This window comes from Vibrio breoganii, assembly GCF_024346795.1.
Lineage (GTDB): Bacteria > Pseudomonadota > Gammaproteobacteria > Enterobacterales > Vibrionaceae > Vibrio > Vibrio breoganii.
Genome location: NZ_AP024865.1, coordinates 701,713 through 719,324 on the forward strand (window position 1 = coordinate 701,713; position 17,612 = coordinate 719,324).

Consider the following 17,612-nt stretch of genomic DNA (forward strand, 5'->3'; position numbering starts at 1 on the left):
CCTACGTCAAATCAATCAATTATTTTACTGCCTTAACCGTTGGCAAGATGCGGTAGCCATCGGTTACTTTTTGACTAGGCATGTAATGGCGAATACCTAGATTGAATACACCCGAATCATTCGCTATTTGAATGTTGTTTGGTGCATCTTCACCACAACCAAAGCTGATTGTGTACGAGCCGTCTGCGTTAGGCTTCGCGGTATTAGAGCTTAGGTTTGCCACGTCATTAAACATGAACCCAGCTTTGTCATACACAGTGATAGACCAGAACGCTTGGTTCGCTGGATCTTCAAAGGTTGCTTGGTGACATTGATTTGCAGGGTAGTTTCCAGATACTTCGTAGATGTTGTCTTTCATCTGAGCACCACCCCAACCAATCGCCGCGCCTACCGCGTACTTTTCTTCTGTAAACAGTTCTTTTGACTCATCGTTAGGGTCAGTAAACATGCCAGTTAGTGCTTGGCTGCCATCGCGCTTCAGGATAGTTGGCATTTGCGATTTAAGCTCATTTTCCACCTTTTCAAAAGAGGCTTTATTCACTTGTTCAGCGGTAAACATTTTATTTGATTTGGCATCAATACTCATTTGATCTTGAATTTTACGAGCTTCTGCCTCGGTGAATGTCGCGTCTAAACGAACAACAATATAAACATGGTTACCAGTATGAGTTTCCAGCTCAAATGTACCGCCACCGTAGCCCATAGCCTGAATTCTGTGGTCTTCAGTAATCACCTGATAAGAAAGGTACTTGCCTTCTTGAACTTCAGGCATTGTGATTGATGCTCCCTCAGATACATCGACAACAGCCATCGAATAATAAGTATCTCGGTTCATTCGAACAACGGGTTGTTGGTCGGTCGGAGTTAACTGACGTTTGTGGAGGAATTTGTTAATACCAGCTAGATCTTGGTTTTTAAGAATTTGACGAGAGCTTTCAAACACAGGATAGTTATCTGCTGTAGTGATTACACCCTCGGTATTGAAGAAGTCCGCTTCGCTAGAGACTTCTGTTGCTGCAAAAGTAGGAAGAGCTACGATACCCAAACCAAGTGAAACTGCTAGTGCAAGTTTTTTCATTATGTACTCCGGTAAATCAAAGATTCTGGGCATAAGCCGTTTCTCTATCCCTAAGTGCTCACTGCCTCTCTGAAAAAGAGAATAAACAAATAGCGTTATTTAATCGAATTACAGTTTCCTATATATGATATGCGTAAGAAGTATATCTAGGTGCTAGTTCCTAGGTCCCAGGAACCTAGGAACTAGCACCCCAATTACTCCCTTACTTTACTGCTTTAACGTAAGGTAGCACGCGGAAGCCATCACGGATTTTTTGGCTTGGCATGTAGTGACGGAATGCTAAGTTAAACATACCTGAATCGTTCTTGGTTTCGATGTTGTTTGGTGCATCATCACCACAACCAAAGCTTACTGTGTATGTACCGTCTGCATTCTTAGTCGCTGTGTTAGAGCTTACGTTAGCCACATCAGCAAACATGAAACCTTGCTTGTTGTACACAGTTACCGACCAGAACGCTTGGTTCTCTGGGTCTTCAAATGTTGCTTGGTGACAGGTATCTGCCGGGAAGTTACCTGATACTTCGTAGATGTTGTCTTGCATCTGTGCACCACCCCAACCGATTGCCGCGCCTACTGCATACTTTTCTTTAGTAAACAGTTCTTTAGACTCATCTTCTGGGTCAGTAAACATGCCAAATGTGGCTTGAGCGCCATCACGTTTTAGAATCACTGGCATTTGGGTTTTCAGGTCTTTTTCAACCTTATCAAATGCAACTTCTTGAACTTGAGGAGCGGTAAATTCTGCTGTTGCTTTCGCTTCAATGCTCATTTTGTCTTGAATTTCGCGCACTTCTGCTTCGGTGAACGTCGCATCGGTACGAATAATGATGTAGACATGGTCGCCAGCGTGAGTCGATAGGTCAAAGGTGCCTGAGCCATACTGCATTGCTTGAATACGGTGATCTTCAGTAATTACTTCCATTGACATGTACTTGCCTTCTGGGATTTCTGGAAGCGTTACTGTCGCACCTTCTGAGACATTAATTACCGCCATCGAGTAATAAGTATCACGGTTCATTCGAACCACTGGCTGTTCGTCAGTTGGGGTAAGCACACGTTTGTGATCGAAGTTGTTAACGCCCACCTTTTCTTGAGTTTTCACATACTGACGTGCTGTCTCAAAAACTGCATAGTTATCTGATGTAGTCACTTCACCTTTGTCGCTGAAGAAATCCGTAAGGGTTGAAACCTCTGTAGCTGCTAGCGTTGGTAGAGCAACAATGTTAAGACCTAGAGCGATACTTAGAGCAAGTTTTTTCATGGTGTGTTTCCTATAGTTTCAATTCAAATTAAACACTTCAAACCAACGCATGCTTCCCTTAGAGATTGACTTGATTTGTGCCTTTCACGTTTCACAGTTTACGGATTAGCCGATACAAAGCTATTGACTTAGATTTATACGTGATATTAACCAAAGGCATATTACAATTTTAATGGTAGGCACTATAGTTATATCAAAAGTTGACGGATAGTACTGTTTCTTTAACATTTTCAGCGCAAAACCGGCGAAGAAACTATCTTTAACTATATGTATTTATTAACGTTATAGCAACGTAAACAACAAAGGGTAACAACATGAGCTCAACCTTAGACACGGTAATGCTACTTAAGAAGCAAATGCAGCAGTCTGTAATAGGACAACAACACATGGTCGATACTCTGTTGGTTGCTCTACTGACCAACGGCAATGTTTTGTTAGAGGGTCTACCAGGTACAGCAAAGACTCGCTCAATTAAGGCGCTCGCAGCGGCTTTATCCGTTGATCTTGGCCGTGTGCAGTTCACCCCAGATCTTTTGCCTTCTGATGTAACCGGTACTGAGGTTTATCAAGATGTGGACGGCAAACCCACCCTTACCTTCCAGCCCGGCCCTGTTTTCAACAACCTATTACTCGCCGATGAGATTAACCGCTCTCCCGCTAAAGTGCAGGCCGCTTTGCTAGAAGCGATGGAAGAGCGACAAATTACGGTTGCAGGCAAGACCTACAAACTGCCCGATTTGTTTATGGTACTCGCGACACAAAACCCTGTAGAACAAGAAGGTACTTACCCGCTTCCAGAAGCGCAGATGGACCGATTCATCATGAAGATCAATCTGGACTATCCAGACGCCGATGCGGAAGAACAGATCATAAAAATGGTGCGCGGTGAAGAAAAGCCTTCGTCAGAAAAACCAGAGCCTATCGATCCTGCTTGTATTTTTGCGGCGCGCGAAGAGATCCAAGACATCTATTGCAGTGACGCGGTACTTAAATATTTGGTATCCATTATTGTTGCCACTCGCCAACCAGAGAAATACCCCAACTCTGAGCTTGCAAACTGGATCGCAGTAGGATCAAGCCCAAGGGCGACTATCGCTTTAGATAAGTGCGCCCGCGCAATGGCTTGGTTGAAAGGCAAAGAGTTTGTTGATCCCGATGATGTGAGAGATGTGGTGCATGGCGTGCTTCGTCACCGCCTTATTCTTTCGTACGATGCATTAGCAGAAGGCGTCAGCTCAGATCGCGTTATTGATGAAATCTTGTCTCAAGTCGCAGTAGCGTAAGAGAGAAACCCATGACCAAATCCAATTCCATAGACGCGCAAATCTACACGGATTTAAAGTCGCTTCGTTTAATGAAATACAAGGCGACTGGCTTTGATTTTCTGCCGCCACAGCCCGTGAACAGTCTATTAACGGGACGACACGTATCGAAACTTCGTGGACGAGGCCTGAACTTTGAAGAAATGCGTCACTACCACATTGGTGATGACATTCGCACCATGGATTGGAAAGTCACCATGCGCACAGGTAAGCCGCATGTAAAGATATTCTCTGAAGAACGCGAGCGAAACGTTTACCTGCTCGTTGACCAGAGAACCAACATGTTTTTTGGTAGCACGGGAAAAATGAAATCTGTTGTCGCGGCCGAAATCGCGGCTCTCATTGCTTGGAAGGTCACGGACTCCACAGATCGCGTCGGCGCCATTATCTACAACGATACCGTGGCGGTGCCCATTGCCCCACAGCGCAGTGCAAACCATGTATTAAAGATCTTAAATGAGATTGTGATTAAAAATCAGCAGTTGAAAGTAGGCATCGCCGAAGACTCTCAAGGAAACTCATTTAGCAAACTGTTTCATCAGGCCAAGCGCTTGGTTAAGCATGATGCCTTAGTCATTTTGATCACCGATGGATACGGCTACAACGAGCAAAGTGAAGAGCAAATCAAAACCTTGTGCAAACACAATGATGTGGTGTTATGCCATGTGACCGATCCCCTAGAGCACAACCTAGCGGAATTGGACAAAATGGTACTCAGTGATGGAGAGATGCAGTTAGCAATTACAGGTAAGCAGGCTCAACTAAAAGATCGCTTTGCTAAAGATGTGACTGACACACTCGATAACTTTGCCCGAGTCGCTAAGAAATATCGAATCCCGGTCATCAAAATCAATACCGTTCAACCTGCTGATCAGCAGTTGCGAAAAGCACTTGGAGCTTAATTGAGATGAGTACCACCGCTGAAACACTTAAACCCACGAGTATGAACTCAATGATGTCTGGGTTGGCAGAGCCTTCTCTGCCCGAAGGCATATCATGGATTCCCAATGCTCCTGGTTGGTATCTTGTGATTGGCATCATTGTTTGCTTTGCCTTGTATCGAACTTACCTTGCTTATCGCCAGTATCAGGCCAACGCCTACCGCCGTATGGCTTTGCAAGAACTAGAGAAACTACAAAAAAGCAGCGACGGGATGGAGCGATTGCCTCAGTTGCTTCGTAAAACCGCACTTGATGCCTACCCGCGCAAACAAGTCTCCCCTTTACTTGGAGAGCAATGGGAACAGTGGTTGGATAAACAATGCCAAGGGAGCCAATTTTCAACTCAGTTTAATGGGTTACTAGCGTCACTTTCTTATTCGCCAAATGCGAGTATCGATCAGCAACAGAGTTTAGGTTTGTATACGCAGACCGCTCATTGGATAAAACATCACGAGGTGAGACATGGTTGAGTTTGAATACCCACTCGCCTTTTTGCTGGCGGTATTGCCACTGCTGGTTTATCGCTTTGTTCCTGCCTATAAGGAATCTAAGAGTGCGCTACAGGTACCCTTTTTTGAGCGCCTAGTCTCTGTCTCTGAAGACAAACCGTCGCAAAGTGCGACTTTACTTAAAAGAAGAAAAATCCAATGGGCATTAGTTGTCATTAGCTACCTCTCTTTGGTGGCTGCAATTGCCAAGCCTATGTGGGTAGGTGAGCCTATAGAGCAGAAAAAATCGGCGAGAGAGATCATGGTCGCTCTGGATTTGTCGGGTTCCATGTCTGAAAAAGACTTTACCGATGAGAAAGGCAATAAACACGATCGCCTATACATTGCAAAACAAGTGCTCAGTGATTTCGCTAAGCAACGTGAACACGACCGACTAGGGCTTATTTTGTTTGCAGATGCGGCATACGTTCAAGCGCCGTTTACAGAAGATACCAATACATGGTTGGCACTATTGGAGAATGTCCAGCTAGGCTATGCCGGATTCCAAACTGCCTTCGGTGATGCTATTGGCCTTTCAATTGCCGTATTTGAACAAGAGCAAAGCAAGCAACGAGTTATGATCTTATTGACTGACGGTGACGACACCAGCTCCAAAATGCCTCCCGTTAAGGCGGCCGAGATAGCCGCTAAGTATGGCGTGAAGATTTATACCATAGCCATAGGTGACCCAAGTACCGAAGGGCGATACAAAATGGATCTCCCTACCCTAGAGAAAGTATCTGAGATCACTGGCGGACAGATGTTCCATGCAATGAACCGAGCTGAGCTCGACCAAGCCTACGCCACCATTGATGAACTAGAGCAGCAAGAATTCGAACTACTGACTCATAGACCTCGTCATAGTCTGCATCACTGGGCTTTTGGCATCAGTTTTATGTTCAATTTGCTGGCTGCACTGTTTGTTTTTGCAGGCCAAGCTAGGCGCAATAAGCGTGTAAAAGAGGTGCTAACTCGCACGCAAGAGGTGCCAAATGAATAGTTTACTTGATTGGGGACTGACAGGTGATATCAGCAATTTCCATTTCATGCGTCCATGGTGGTTATTGGCTCTAGTCCCGTTACTCGCGATACAGCGCCTAATGACAAAGCAAGAGGATTTAGTGGCTCAGTGGCAATCCGTAATGTCCAAGAACATCATTGCGCACCTAACGCTAAATCAACAACGCGGCAGTTGGTTAACACCTCTGAAACTATTTCTGGTTTTCTCTCTGGTATCAACGCTCGTAATGGCTGGCCCAACTTGGAAAAAACAAGCGTCACCGTTTTTTGAAGATAACGCTGAGTTAATCGTCGCCCTTGATGTTTCAGGCTCGATGTCGCAAACGGATATTCAGCCCTCTCGTCTTGAGCGCGCTAAGCAGAAGATCTCACAATTGGCTGACCTAAGGGGTGATGCAAAGACTGGGCTGGTCGTCTACGGCGGAAGTTCTCACGTGGCAATGCCAGTAACCAAAGATAGAGAGCTGTTTCGCTACTTCCTAGATGTGCTAGACCCTACTTTGTTACCCGATAACCAAAGCAAGCCAGAATCAGTTATAGACCCAGTGGTAAGCCTGTTAAAGGAATCAAAGGTATCTTCGACGGTGCTTATCGTGACTGATAAAACAGACCAGAAAGCGATTGAGAAAATGCAGCAAGAATTTGCCTCTTTAGAACACCAGGTTTTGGTTTGGGCGATGGGTGAAAACCCTGACAGTGGCCGCGACGGAGCGCAGGGCTTATCAAGTACACAGATTCAAGAACTTGAAGCACTGGCTCAATCGGGTCATGGTTCGATGACGCTATTTACTCATGACTCAACGGATGTAGAGCAGGTGTATCAAGATATTCAAAGCAACCTGTTTGCTGTAAACGACAAGGCACAACCTTGGGTTGATTCTAGCTATCCGTTGCTGTTTTTGCTACTGCCTATTCAACTGATGTGGTTTAGACGAGGGTGGACATTGCAATGGTAACCATCAAACAATCGCGTATGGATTGGTTCAAGGAAAGACCAAGCTGGCAATGGATTCTCTTAATCCTTGTGGTATTGGCGCTATGGGGGGCTTTATCCCCTGCTCGCTTCATGAACTTTTGGCTAACTAAAGACCAACAAGGGCATATATATTTTCAGCAAGGAGACTACGCCAAGGCTCAGTCCTCATTTGATTCACAAGAGTGGAAAGCTCGCAGCGCCTATCTCGCTGGTGACTTTCAAAGCGCAATGACGCTGCTTAAAGGTCGTGAAGATGCTAAATCAAAATATTTGTTGGCGAATGTATTTGCCTATTCTAATCAATTTGAGCAAGCCAAAGCACTCTATGTTGAGCTAAGCCAGGAGCCTGCCTTGCAGCAAGAGATGCAGCAGAATATTGAGGTCATGAATGCTTCTATCGAAAAGCTAAAGAATGCGCCTTTAGAAAAGAAAGAAGGCGAGAAAATGATTGATGATAGAAACATTGCCACCAGCGAAGAAGAAGCTTCGGAAGGTATCGAGGCCGAGCTCTCTGATCAGGTTTGGTTAAAGCAGGTTAGACAAGATCCTTCAAAGTTCTTGCGACAAAAGTTTCAACAGGAATACGCAAATGAACAAGAATAATCCATCGAAGAACTGGCTTTTCAATTGGCTCTCTTCGCTATCTCTGGGTTTGATGTTGATGGCAGTGTCTAACACCACCCTTGCCAATGACCTTCAGCCAATCATTGATGATAAACAATTGGCACTCTCAGTCGATGTGAAAAGCGAAAGCATTGCTCCGAAACAACAGGTTTTGGTTGAAGTAGAGATCAGCAGCACACAACCATTTGAAGATGCGATGGTAATGCCCTATCTGGATCTAAAAAATGCAGTGGTCAAAAAAGACGACCAACAAGTGGCGCGCTCTGCACGCATGCTAGATGGCCAAAAATGGTATACACAAACGGCGAAGCTGTATATCTACCCTCTTACGGCAGGCACCTTTGTAATACCGAGCTTTGACGTTGCGGTTGTGCTTGATAATGATAAAGAAAACCCGCTAAAAGGCACGGTTTCCTCTGAGGAGACGACGTTTAATGTTGAAATGCCTGCGTCGCTTGATACGACTAACGAGTTTGTATCTGGCACAGATGCGACGTTCACGCTTAAAACAGATAAACCTATCAGCGATGCGTTTGAGGTCGGTGAAGCTGTGGTACTCACCTACCAGCTGAAGGTAAAGAACTCACATATGATGCTTCTGCCGGATGTGAACGTACCAGACATTGCCGGTGTTGAGGTTTACCAAAAACCCGTCGCCAAAGAGAATATCTTTGATCGCTTAAGTAAGCGCAATACTGCTGTTTTAAACCAAGCAGTTACTGTGGTATTTCAAGAGTCCGGTAAGCTAGTCATCCCTTCACAATCAATACAGTGGTGGGACACTGAGACTAATGAACTCAAGACGCTGACCACTGACCCTCTTGAGTTTCAAGTTGGGTCTAGTAGTGCACTCTTACAAGCTCATAACTACCTTGAGGATATAACAGGATTGGCGTCTAAATACGGCGTTTACCTGATTGGTCTACTGGTTTTTGTTTGCCTGGTTATTACCGTGGTGATGAAACGTAAAGGCAAGCCAAGCACCCAAGAAAAGACGCCGGCCAAGATCGACGTAGGCGTTAAGATCAAGCAGTATCAATCTGCGGTCGAGGGTCAACGCTTTGCTGAGGCGGTCGACCACCTTTACTTGATAGCAGGAAACCGCACATTTGCTGATAGATTAGATAGCGAATCTGCAACCATCTGGAAGCAATTGCTCAGCTACTCTTTTGCTAATAGTGATAACAAGCAACCACTGACACAACAACAGGCGCAGATCTTACTCAGTGCTGTGACGAGCAAAGAGTTAAGTTCAACGCCTGAGGGTTTTGATTGGCGACTTAATCCATAGAAAGGGTTTGATCTTAGTAGTCACTTGGTAATCGACAAGCTCATGCTTGTCGATTTTGTTTTTATAGTTCATTGCTCGCTGTGATATCCTTGTACCGTTCCAATTACTCAGATAACACAATGAAACTAACCCCTCTCCTCAAGCAACCCCGTATTCACTGACTTCTATAACGTGACACTGTAATTTTTAGCTAATTATTCGTACACTTTTAGAGGTAACACTATGCAAGAAAAACATTGGTCAAAATACCAATTGTTGCATGAGGTCGTCAGCAATCCCAATATCCATATTAAAGGTAAGCACAGTTATTACAGTGACTGTTGGGACAATGGCTTTGAGGAGTCAGTCGTCCGATATCTGCACGGCGATAAGATAAGTCGTGAATGGGAACCCCGATGGGCAATTGATAAGCTCTTTATCGGCGATTATGTCTGTGTTGGGGCTGAAGTCGTCATTCTAATGGGTGGCAATCATACCCACAGGGTGGATTGGTTTTGTCTATATCCATTTATGGATTACATAGATGAAGCGTACATAGGGAAAGGCGACACGCAAATAGGCGATGGCGCTTGGCTTGGTATGCGAGCGATGATCATGCCCGGTATTACTATTGGTGAAGGCGCAGTTGTAGCCGCTAATAGTGTGGTGACTAAAGATGTTGCGCCATACTCGATTGTGGCAGGCTCGCCAGCAAAACTCATCAAAAGTCGCTTTGATCCAAAAATCATTGAAGATCTACTAAGCCTAGACGTCTACAACTGGCCATCAGAGAAATTTGAAGCGTTAAAGCGCTATCTATGTGCCTCTGACATCACAGCACTAAAAAGCGCTTCCGCGGCTTGGGATATCGGAAACGAAATCTAGCTTCCTAGCATTATATCGCCGAGCCATTTAACGCTCGGCTTTTTACTTTCCCTACTTTTTACTTTCCCGCTCTTTATTTTCAAAAAATGCACCCGCAATCACCTGCTATTCCTTTCAAAATGATTCTCAGAGTAAGAAAAAGCATTACTAGCCTGAGAAAACGACCATAAAACAAAGAGTTAAAGTTGGCACGACTCCTGCAATGTACAGTCATAGTGAATTTAGGTTGCCTAGCAACACGCTAAGACTCTACACAAGGAATCGTTATGAAAAAGGATATTAAAACTGTCGTTCACGTAGTGCAGCATCTTGCCCCTGGGGGTATCGAGAGTTTGGCACTGGACTTCGTTTCTTTTAGTAGCGTTGATCACGAGGTGTATATTGTCAGCCTGCAGGGAACCAAACAGCAAGCCTTAGAAAAGTGGCCTCGACTTAAAGATTTTGCGAATCACTTAGTTTTTCTTAACAAACCCGATGCCTTCAGTCTAAAAGCCATCTCTGACCTTAGTGCTTTGTTCCGAGAGCTAGGTGTCGATGTTGTTCACACTCATCACATTGGCCCCCTTCTTTATGCTGGCCTTGCTGCAAAGCAGTGTGGCATCGAGGCTAAGCTTCACACTGAACACGACGTGTGGCATCTAAATAGCTTTAAGCACCGTCAATTGCAGCGTGCATTGCTAATGTGGGTGCAACCTATGGTTGTCGCTGATGCCTTTAAGGTTGAAAAACGATTAGATGAGCTGTTTGCTCATTCAAAGCTTACAACCATCCACAATGGCATTGATACCTTGCGCTTTGTTGAGGGACAAAAACAAGCGTCTAGAGAGGCACTAAACCTACCTAAAGACAAAACCTTAATAGGCACAGCAGGACGATTGGAGTCTGTTAAAGGTCATGACTTGCTGATTCACGCGATAAGCGAACTCCCTCAGCAATACCAATTAGCCATCGCCGGTGACGGTTCTCAATTTGAAGCGCTTAAAACCCTCACTGATCGCTTAGGTCTAGAAAAACGAGTGTTTTTCCTAGGTCGATTGGAAAATATGCCGATGTTTTATCAAAGCTTAGATCTGTTTTGCTTACCCTCTCGCCACGAAGGTTTTCCATTAACCGCTATTGAGGCGCAATCTTGTGGTACGCCTACCCTAGTGACTGATGTCGGTGCATCTGCCGAAACCCTGTGTCCAGATAGCGGACTATTGGTGGAAGCAAACTGTTCCCAAAAACTCGCACAAGCCATCAAAGCTTTTAAGCCATCCAGCACCTCACCAAGAGATCATGTCGTTAACAAACACGATATTCGTGACGTCGTCTCTCGTTATCAACAACTCGCTAATATTGGAGCTTAATCATGTCTACTTACCACGCTCTACTTATTGCATTATTCGTTGTCGCTAGCTTTCTTATTGTCTACCACCACGTAGGGTATCCTCTGCTGCTTAAGTTCATCGCTAAACGCACAGTAAAAGAAGAAAACACGGTTTCGCTGCGTCACTTTCAAAAGACAGCCGAAGACAGCGAACGCCCTACCATTACGGTTATTATCCCAGCCTACAATGAAGAAGAGTGGATTGCTGACAAGATCCGCAACACCGCCTCATTGGATTACCCCACACAAAAACTGTCAGTAAAGATCATCTGTGATGGATGCAGTGACAACACAGCGAATGTCGCCACCGCCACCATTCAAGAAGCCATTTGTGCTGACACTCTGTTTGAGGTTATTGAGCATAAGCAAAACCGCGGTAAAGTCGCCATCATCAACGAAGCCATGGAATCGATTCAGTCTGACTTGACCGTACTCAGTGATGTGACTTCGCTGATTTCTATCGATGCCTTACTGATTGCTGAATCTCACTTTCAAAATGAGCAAGTGGGCGTAGTAAACGGCACCTACTCGTTATTTGATTGCGGCAGCGAGGGGGAAGAAAAATATTGGCAGTATCAAAGTAGCATTAAATCTGCCGAGGCAAATCTCGCGACCTCTATTGGTTCACACGGAGCATTCTACGTGTTTCGTAGTCACCTATTTCAGCCTTTGGCCTCAAACAGCATCAATGATGACTTCATTTTACCAATGCGAATTGTTCAAAAAGGTTATCTAGCAGACTACGACACCAATGTAATTGCCACCGAGATGCAACCTACGCAACTTAGCGATGACTTTGCACGTCGCCTAAGAATCTCAGCCGGAAACATGCAGCAGGCCATTACTCTTTTTGGGTTATTCCATCCAAGGTTTAAGGCGATAGCGTTCGCTTTTTTCTCAGGCAAGGGACTGCGTTTGTTAATGCCCTATCTAATGCTTGCCACACTTGTGAGCAGTGCATTACTGCAACAATACGCTGTTTTCCAAATCGCCTTTTACCTGCAGCTTGCAGTGTACACCACCAGCCTTGTGTGTTGGGTATGTCCCCCGCTGCTGTCATTCAAACCCTTTGGACTCATTCATTACATATTACTAGGACACACCGCCAATCTGATCGGTGGTCTACGCTACCTGGTTATCAAAAATAGCCACTAACTTGTTAGTTTAAAAGGAATTACTTATGTACACGCTTACCAAGAAAAACAATACCATCACCTTAGGTAAACGCTTCTTCGACGTTACCGGGTCACTAATTGGTATCGCCTTATTGCTACCTTTAATGCCATTTATCGCCATTGCCATTCTCGGCACCTCAAAGGGTCCGTTGTTCTATCGTCAATTGCGAGTAGGAAAATCGACACCTAATGAAATGGCTCTGTTTGAGATCATTAAGTTCCGCACTATGTATCAAGATGCAGAAGCAAAAGGTGCAGCGTGGGCAACTAAGCACGACCCGCGAATTACACCTGTAGGGCGCTTTCTAAGAAAAACTCGCTTAGATGAACTGCCACAACTGTTTAACGTGTTGAAAGGAGAAATGTCGCTCATTGGTCCTCGCCCAGAGCGCCCAGTGTTTTACAAAACCTTAGAAAAAGAGATCCCTTTTTTTGCAGACCGTACCTACGGGGTACTGCCAGGTATTACCGGCCTTGCTCAGGTGAATCAAGGCTACGATACCTCCATAGAAGATGTTCGCTCAAAGGTAGGTTATGACCACAGCTATGCCCTATCTCACAACTCAGTTCGAAATTGGTTCGTCACTGATTTTCAGATCACAGTAAAAACATTGCGCATCATGGTCGATGGCAGAGGCCAGTAACTACTGAAAATCACTTCCTTTTAAATGCTAAGAATCTCCATTTGCCCAACCTAGTTGGGCTTTTTTTTATTTCTAGATTGCGGATTTTCGGGGTTTTCTCAAAATGAGAATCAAATCAGCAACAATAGCTCGATTTTCCCCATTAACGGCCCTTTTAAGTTGGCACGCATCTTGGAATACCTCTAGTACGAACAACATTAGCCGGTTATTCACCACTACTGGCGCCATCAACGTAAAGGGAAATTAAGATGTCAAACCACAAAGGATTCAATAAAAGTCTTTTGGGCATTCTAGTCGCTACCGGAGCTAGTTTTATGGCTTCAGAGGCCGAAGCGGCTGCATTTGAGACTTGCCCAAGTAAAGCCTATTTGTTTCAAGCAAACCCAGTACAGGTTTACGGAGTCAATTTGGTGACAGGGCAAACCGCACTGCTACAAGGTGATACCGGGCTTAATACCAATATCAATGCCGTAGGTTTTGATTTCGATAGCCGATATATCTATGGCTATGACACCGGCAACAAACAAATAGTGCGATTGGGTGACAACTTTCAGGCGGAAGTCCTCAACACTGTAGGCCTACCAACCGATCACACCTTTTATGTGGGTGACGTGATTAACAACGTCTACTACCTATACCGTCAAGGTAAAGGCTTATTCAAAATAGACCTTGCACCATTAGACGATGATCCTAGCACTTACCTTGTCGTAGAGCAGATCAGTAACACGGCAAGCGTAAGGCTAACAGACTTTGCATTTCATCCGGGCGACGAAGAGCTGTATGGCATTGATAATGGCAGTGGCATCTTATATCGCTTTAACACCACCACAGGCGCCGCAACCGCTATCGGCGATACAGGCGTAACAGGCACCTTTGGCGCAGGCTACTTTGACGTAAACGGCAACTACTACGTTTCTCGTAATAGTGATGGAGATATCTTTCGTGTAGATCTTTCTGATCCTGAAAAAATCGCAGAGGGTATTGTTCCAGCGGTTAAATTTGCTGACGGACCCAGCTCGTCTCAAAATGATGGCGCTCGCTGCGCCAATGCGCCCATCATAGATGAAGACTCAATGATCGACTTTGGTGATGCGCCTGACAGTTACCTCACCACCCTAATGAACAATGGTCCCCGCCACCAACTTGATGGCATTACTTACTTGGGCAATCAAGCACCAGATGGAGAACAAGACGGTCTTATCGCGCCGCTGAGTGATGATACGACAGGCATTGCAGATGAATCAGGTGTAGGCTTCGTAACCGCCATTGAGCCTGGACTAGACTCAATCGTTAGCATTAATGCCTCTACTCAGGGCTATCTGTCTGCGTGGTTTGATTGGAACCAAGACGGCGACTTTGATGACGAAGGCGAGAAGGTATTTTCAGATGTTCAGCTCTCAGCAGGTCTGAATGCCCTGCCCTTTACCGTAGATTACAACGCGGCCGATGGGCGCACATGGACGCGCTTTAGATTTAGCCAACAACAAGGGCTAGATTATTTCGGAGGCGCTACCTCAGGTGAAGTAGAAGATCACCCTATCAATGTCTCTACCGCTGGCATCACAATCCGACATTTCCCTAGTGAAACGGGCTACGCTACCCTCGCCTATGAGGATAACTGGCCGTACACCGCCGATTACGACATGAACGATGTCGTCATGCACTATCGAGTTACAGAAGTGTTGCGTGACAACCAAGTAGAGAAATCTTTAGTTCAAGGACGATTAGCCGCAGTTGGCGCTGATTATCACAATGGCTTCGCGGTGCGTTTACAAGGTATTCTGCAAACTGATGTCGATGCACTGTTAACTCGTCAATATCACAACGGCGTTTTGCTAGAAGGTAACGGATTAGAGCTGGACAGCAATGAAGCCATCTTCATCATTGATGCCGACTTAACAGACTATAAAACCAATACCTGTTCGTTCTTCAGAACTCAGGCTGGATGTGTCGAGGACGAGAACTTTAGCTTTGAACTGCACATCACACTAGATAGCAATAGCGACCGCAGTAACCTGATTGCCATGCCCTACGACCCCTTCATCTTCGCAACCCCAGGTTACTACCATGGTGAGGGACTGCCATTCCAACCAGGTCGACAATGGGAGGTTCACTTAGCTGACTATGCCCCAACGGAGAAATTTAACGGCGACGCCATGTTTAACCTAGGCGTGGATGCTAGTAATCCTGAGCAAGGCACCTACTTTAAAACCGACAATAACCTGCCATGGGCACTATTGATGACAGAAGAGTGGAGATGGCCTTTAGAGCGCACAGACTTAGTTCATGCCTACCCAGAATTTGCAGAATATGCGGAATCAGGGGGTCAACAAAAAACCACATGGCACAAGCGTAACCGCTCTGACCGTTCAAAAATCTACGACCAATAAAACTAAGCTAGGACTATAGAGGATTTCATTATGAATACATTCACTAAAACAACATCCATTCTAGCGGTTTTGATGCTTACTGCGTGTGGAGGCGGCGGTGGCGGCTCCGACTCTTCATCGGGAGCGGCTCAAGTCGATGAGCCTGTGGCGAGCAGTGACAGCGAAGCAACAGAAGAAGCAAGCGTTCAAGTACCGCTGCGCTCTATGCAAGACTTAGCGGTGCCCGACGACTTTGACTACAACCCCACTCAAACTGTCGATGTACTCGTAGACATCAGTGGTGTTAGTACGCAGCGCGCTTATATTTCTGTTTACAGCGAATTCCAAGAAAGCGCTGACGGCACACTCACCCCAGATTACGCCTATCGCATCGCTAACGGAGCCCTAGATAGCGGAAAAGGAGAGATAAATATCACGTACGCACAAGAATATACGAGCTTACTCGCTGAGATTTGGTTTTATGACGGCACAGAGCCACTACAACGCGTCATATCCAGAGAAAACAGCGAAATAGCTTACTAACCTTGAGTTGAAGTGCTGCCTTACTTAGGCAGCACTTTATATGCCCTCACACCCTATCATTACCTTCCTCAAACATTTGCCAAAAGAATCCCTATGCCACACTGCAGATAACCTATGCTTTACACTCGTTTCTACCTAGATGGCATCATTGTTATAGGGCTTATGTAGAGGGTCTGAGTGTGAAAGAGGATAGAGCAGAAACCGAACACATAGAGCACTATTTAACTCGTATCGGAAAGGCGCTCGATACCTTCTTACACTTTGATCATGAAGATGCACTTTGCCCATCTGCAACATGGCAGAAAGACCTGTCAGAGCAAGTACCGCAGCAAGGTGTCGGCATAGATAATGTAATAGAGATTCTTAACAACACTATTATTCCAAACGGTTCAGCCATCGTTAAGCCAGGTTTTACCGCTTATATCACCACGGGCGCAACAACCGTTGCGGCTCTAGCCAATACTGCAGCCTCTGTCGCTTCTCCTCAAAGATATACGCAAACGGCATTCAATTATCTAGAGGAGCTGTCATTAGATTGGCTCGCTGATATGTTCTATCTCAACAATATGAAGGGTGTATACAGTAGCGGTGGTTCCGTTGCCAATCTTATTGCCCTAGGGGGCGCACGTCAGTTCACTTTTGAGAAACTAGGTATTGATGTAGCAGCGGAAGGTATCACCAAACCAGTGACCGTATATGCGAGCAGTGAATGTCACCACACTATCCAGCGGTCAATGGGAGTGCTCGGTCTTGGTCGCCGGAATGTCGTTTCAATCGATACCGATCCGCAAGGCCGTTTGCTAATGGATGACCTGAAACAAAAGCTAGAAAAAGATCTATCCCAAGGCAAAATACCAATGGCGATTGTTGCCAGTGCAGGAACAACCAACAGGGGTGCAATTGATCCATTGTTTGCGATGGGAACGCTTGCAAGAGAGCACGGTATTTGGTTTCACGTAGATGGCGCTTACGGACTTCCTGGTATTTTAGATGAGCGCGTACAAAGTCATTATAAGGGCCTAGAGTTAGCAGATTCTGTCATTACCGACCCTCATAAATGGCTCGGTGCCTCTGTGGGTATTGCAGCTACTTTCGTCAATGACAGAGAGTTACTAGCCCGTGCATTTACTCAGGAGCCAGCAGATTATTTAGAAGGGTCTGTTGAGTCCGCACCTGACAACCCATTGTCCGAATCACAACAATTACAGCACTCTCTCGATAGCTTTGGTATCCCCTTCTTTGACTACAGCGTGGAGTTAAGTGCTCCGTGCCGAGGAGTAGTCGTATGGTCCATGCTAAAAGAGATAGGTGTCCAAGGGATGCGCGAGCGCATAAAGCGACACAACGACATGGCTACCCAGACCGCGCAACTTATACAGGATCACCCTCAACTAGAATTACTCGGCAGTCCAGAGTTGTCTATTTGCTGTTTTCGTTTTAACGACCTACAAATAGAGGATCTCAATGCCTTTAATCAGCGATTACATAGACAGTTAATACGCGAGAACTGCTATTTGCCCAGTACCACTAAGGTCAATGGAAAACTCGCTATACGCCCATGTTATCTGGGTGCAAGGACTGAATCTAAGCATGTCATTGGGCTAGTCGAAGACGTTGTTCGTATTGGCCGCAGTTTAATGCCTTGAA

At 45.5% G+C, this 17,612-nt stretch carries 16 protein-coding genes; 14 read left to right on the forward strand and 2 right to left on the reverse strand.

The annotated features are described in order from the left end of the window. Positions 1-19 precede the first annotated feature (19 nt). On the reverse strand, positions 20-1,078 hold the full coding sequence (locus OCU35_RS16275; RefSeq protein WP_261825935.1) for a DUF1254 domain-containing protein: 1,059 nt from the start codon (positions 1,076-1,078) through the stop codon (positions 20-22). Positions 1,079-1,280: 202 nt separating this feature from the next. Next, the gene (locus OCU35_RS16280; RefSeq protein WP_261825936.1) at positions 1,281-2,339 is read right to left on the reverse strand and encodes a DUF1254 domain-containing protein; all 1,059 of its coding nucleotides are present in this window, start codon (positions 2,337-2,339) and stop codon (positions 1,281-1,283) included. A gap of 314 nt (positions 2,340-2,653) precedes the next feature. On the opposite strand from OCU35_RS16280, the gene OCU35_RS16285 reads away from it, so the two are divergent. The 14 genes from OCU35_RS16285 to OCU35_RS16350 all read left to right on the forward strand — a co-directional run bounded on the left by OCU35_RS16285 (position 2,654) and on the right by OCU35_RS16350 (position 17,611). Continuing rightward, on the forward strand, positions 2,654-3,622 hold the full coding sequence (locus OCU35_RS16285; RefSeq protein WP_017243863.1) for an AAA family ATPase: 969 nt from the start codon (positions 2,654-2,656) through the stop codon (positions 3,620-3,622). An 11-nt stretch (positions 3,623-3,633) separates the two neighbouring features. Further along, complete coding sequence (locus tag OCU35_RS16290; protein WP_102429343.1) at positions 3,634-4,563, forward strand: DUF58 domain-containing protein; 930 nt, start codon at positions 3,634-3,636, stop codon at positions 4,561-4,563. A 5-nt stretch (positions 4,564-4,568) separates the two neighbouring features. Beyond that, complete coding sequence (locus OCU35_RS16295) at positions 4,569-5,072, forward strand: DUF4381 domain-containing protein (protein ID WP_261825937.1); 504 nt, start codon at positions 4,569-4,571, stop codon at positions 5,070-5,072. Next, complete coding sequence (locus OCU35_RS16300; protein ID WP_261825938.1) at positions 5,065-6,090, forward strand: vWA domain-containing protein; 1,026 nt, start codon at positions 5,065-5,067, stop codon at positions 6,088-6,090. Before OCU35_RS16295 ends, OCU35_RS16300 begins: the two co-directional genes overlap by 8 nt. Beyond that, complete coding sequence (locus tag OCU35_RS16305) at positions 6,083-7,066, forward strand: VWA domain-containing protein (protein ID WP_261825939.1); 984 nt, start codon at positions 6,083-6,085, stop codon at positions 7,064-7,066. Before OCU35_RS16300 ends, OCU35_RS16305 begins: the two co-directional genes overlap by 8 nt. Continuing rightward, complete coding sequence (locus OCU35_RS16310; RefSeq protein WP_261825940.1) at positions 7,060-7,689, forward strand: hypothetical protein; 630 nt, start codon at positions 7,060-7,062, stop codon at positions 7,687-7,689. The genes OCU35_RS16305 and OCU35_RS16310 overlap by 7 nt, the downstream gene beginning before the upstream one ends. Beyond that, positions 7,676-9,001: a hypothetical protein gene (locus OCU35_RS16315; protein WP_261825941.1), complete on the forward strand. Its 1,326-nt coding sequence runs from the start codon at positions 7,676-7,678 to the stop codon at positions 8,999-9,001. The genes OCU35_RS16310 and OCU35_RS16315 overlap by 14 nt, the downstream gene beginning before the upstream one ends. A gap of 222 nt (positions 9,002-9,223) precedes the next feature. After that, complete coding sequence (locus OCU35_RS16320; protein ID WP_017028139.1) at positions 9,224-9,865, forward strand: CatB-related O-acetyltransferase; 642 nt, start codon at positions 9,224-9,226, stop codon at positions 9,863-9,865. Between the two features lie 266 nt (positions 9,866-10,131). Next, positions 10,132-11,214, forward strand: a complete 1,083-nt coding sequence (locus OCU35_RS16325) for a glycosyltransferase (RefSeq protein WP_261825942.1) — start codon at positions 10,132-10,134, stop codon at positions 11,212-11,214. A 2-nt stretch (positions 11,215-11,216) separates the two neighbouring features. Then, a complete protein-coding gene (locus tag OCU35_RS16330; protein ID WP_261825943.1) occupies positions 11,217-12,389 on the forward strand; it encodes a glycosyltransferase family 2 protein in 1,173 nt (390 codons plus the stop codon). Positions 12,390-12,414: 25 nt separating this feature from the next. Continuing rightward, a complete protein-coding gene (locus OCU35_RS16335; protein WP_261825944.1) occupies positions 12,415-13,053 on the forward strand; it encodes a sugar transferase in 639 nt (212 codons plus the stop codon). Between the two features lie 248 nt (positions 13,054-13,301). Then, a complete protein-coding gene (locus OCU35_RS16340) occupies positions 13,302-15,443 on the forward strand; it encodes an LruC domain-containing protein (protein ID WP_261825945.1) in 2,142 nt (713 codons plus the stop codon). 30 nt (positions 15,444-15,473) lie between these two features. Further along, a complete protein-coding gene (locus OCU35_RS16345) occupies positions 15,474-15,965 on the forward strand; it encodes a hypothetical protein (protein WP_261825946.1) in 492 nt (163 codons plus the stop codon). A gap of 179 nt (positions 15,966-16,144) precedes the next feature. Further along, entirely contained in the window at positions 16,145-17,611 is a 1,467-nt protein-coding gene (locus tag OCU35_RS16350) for a pyridoxal phosphate-dependent decarboxylase family protein (RefSeq protein ID WP_261825947.1), read from the forward strand. The last annotated feature ends 1 nt before the right edge of the window (position 17,612 follow it).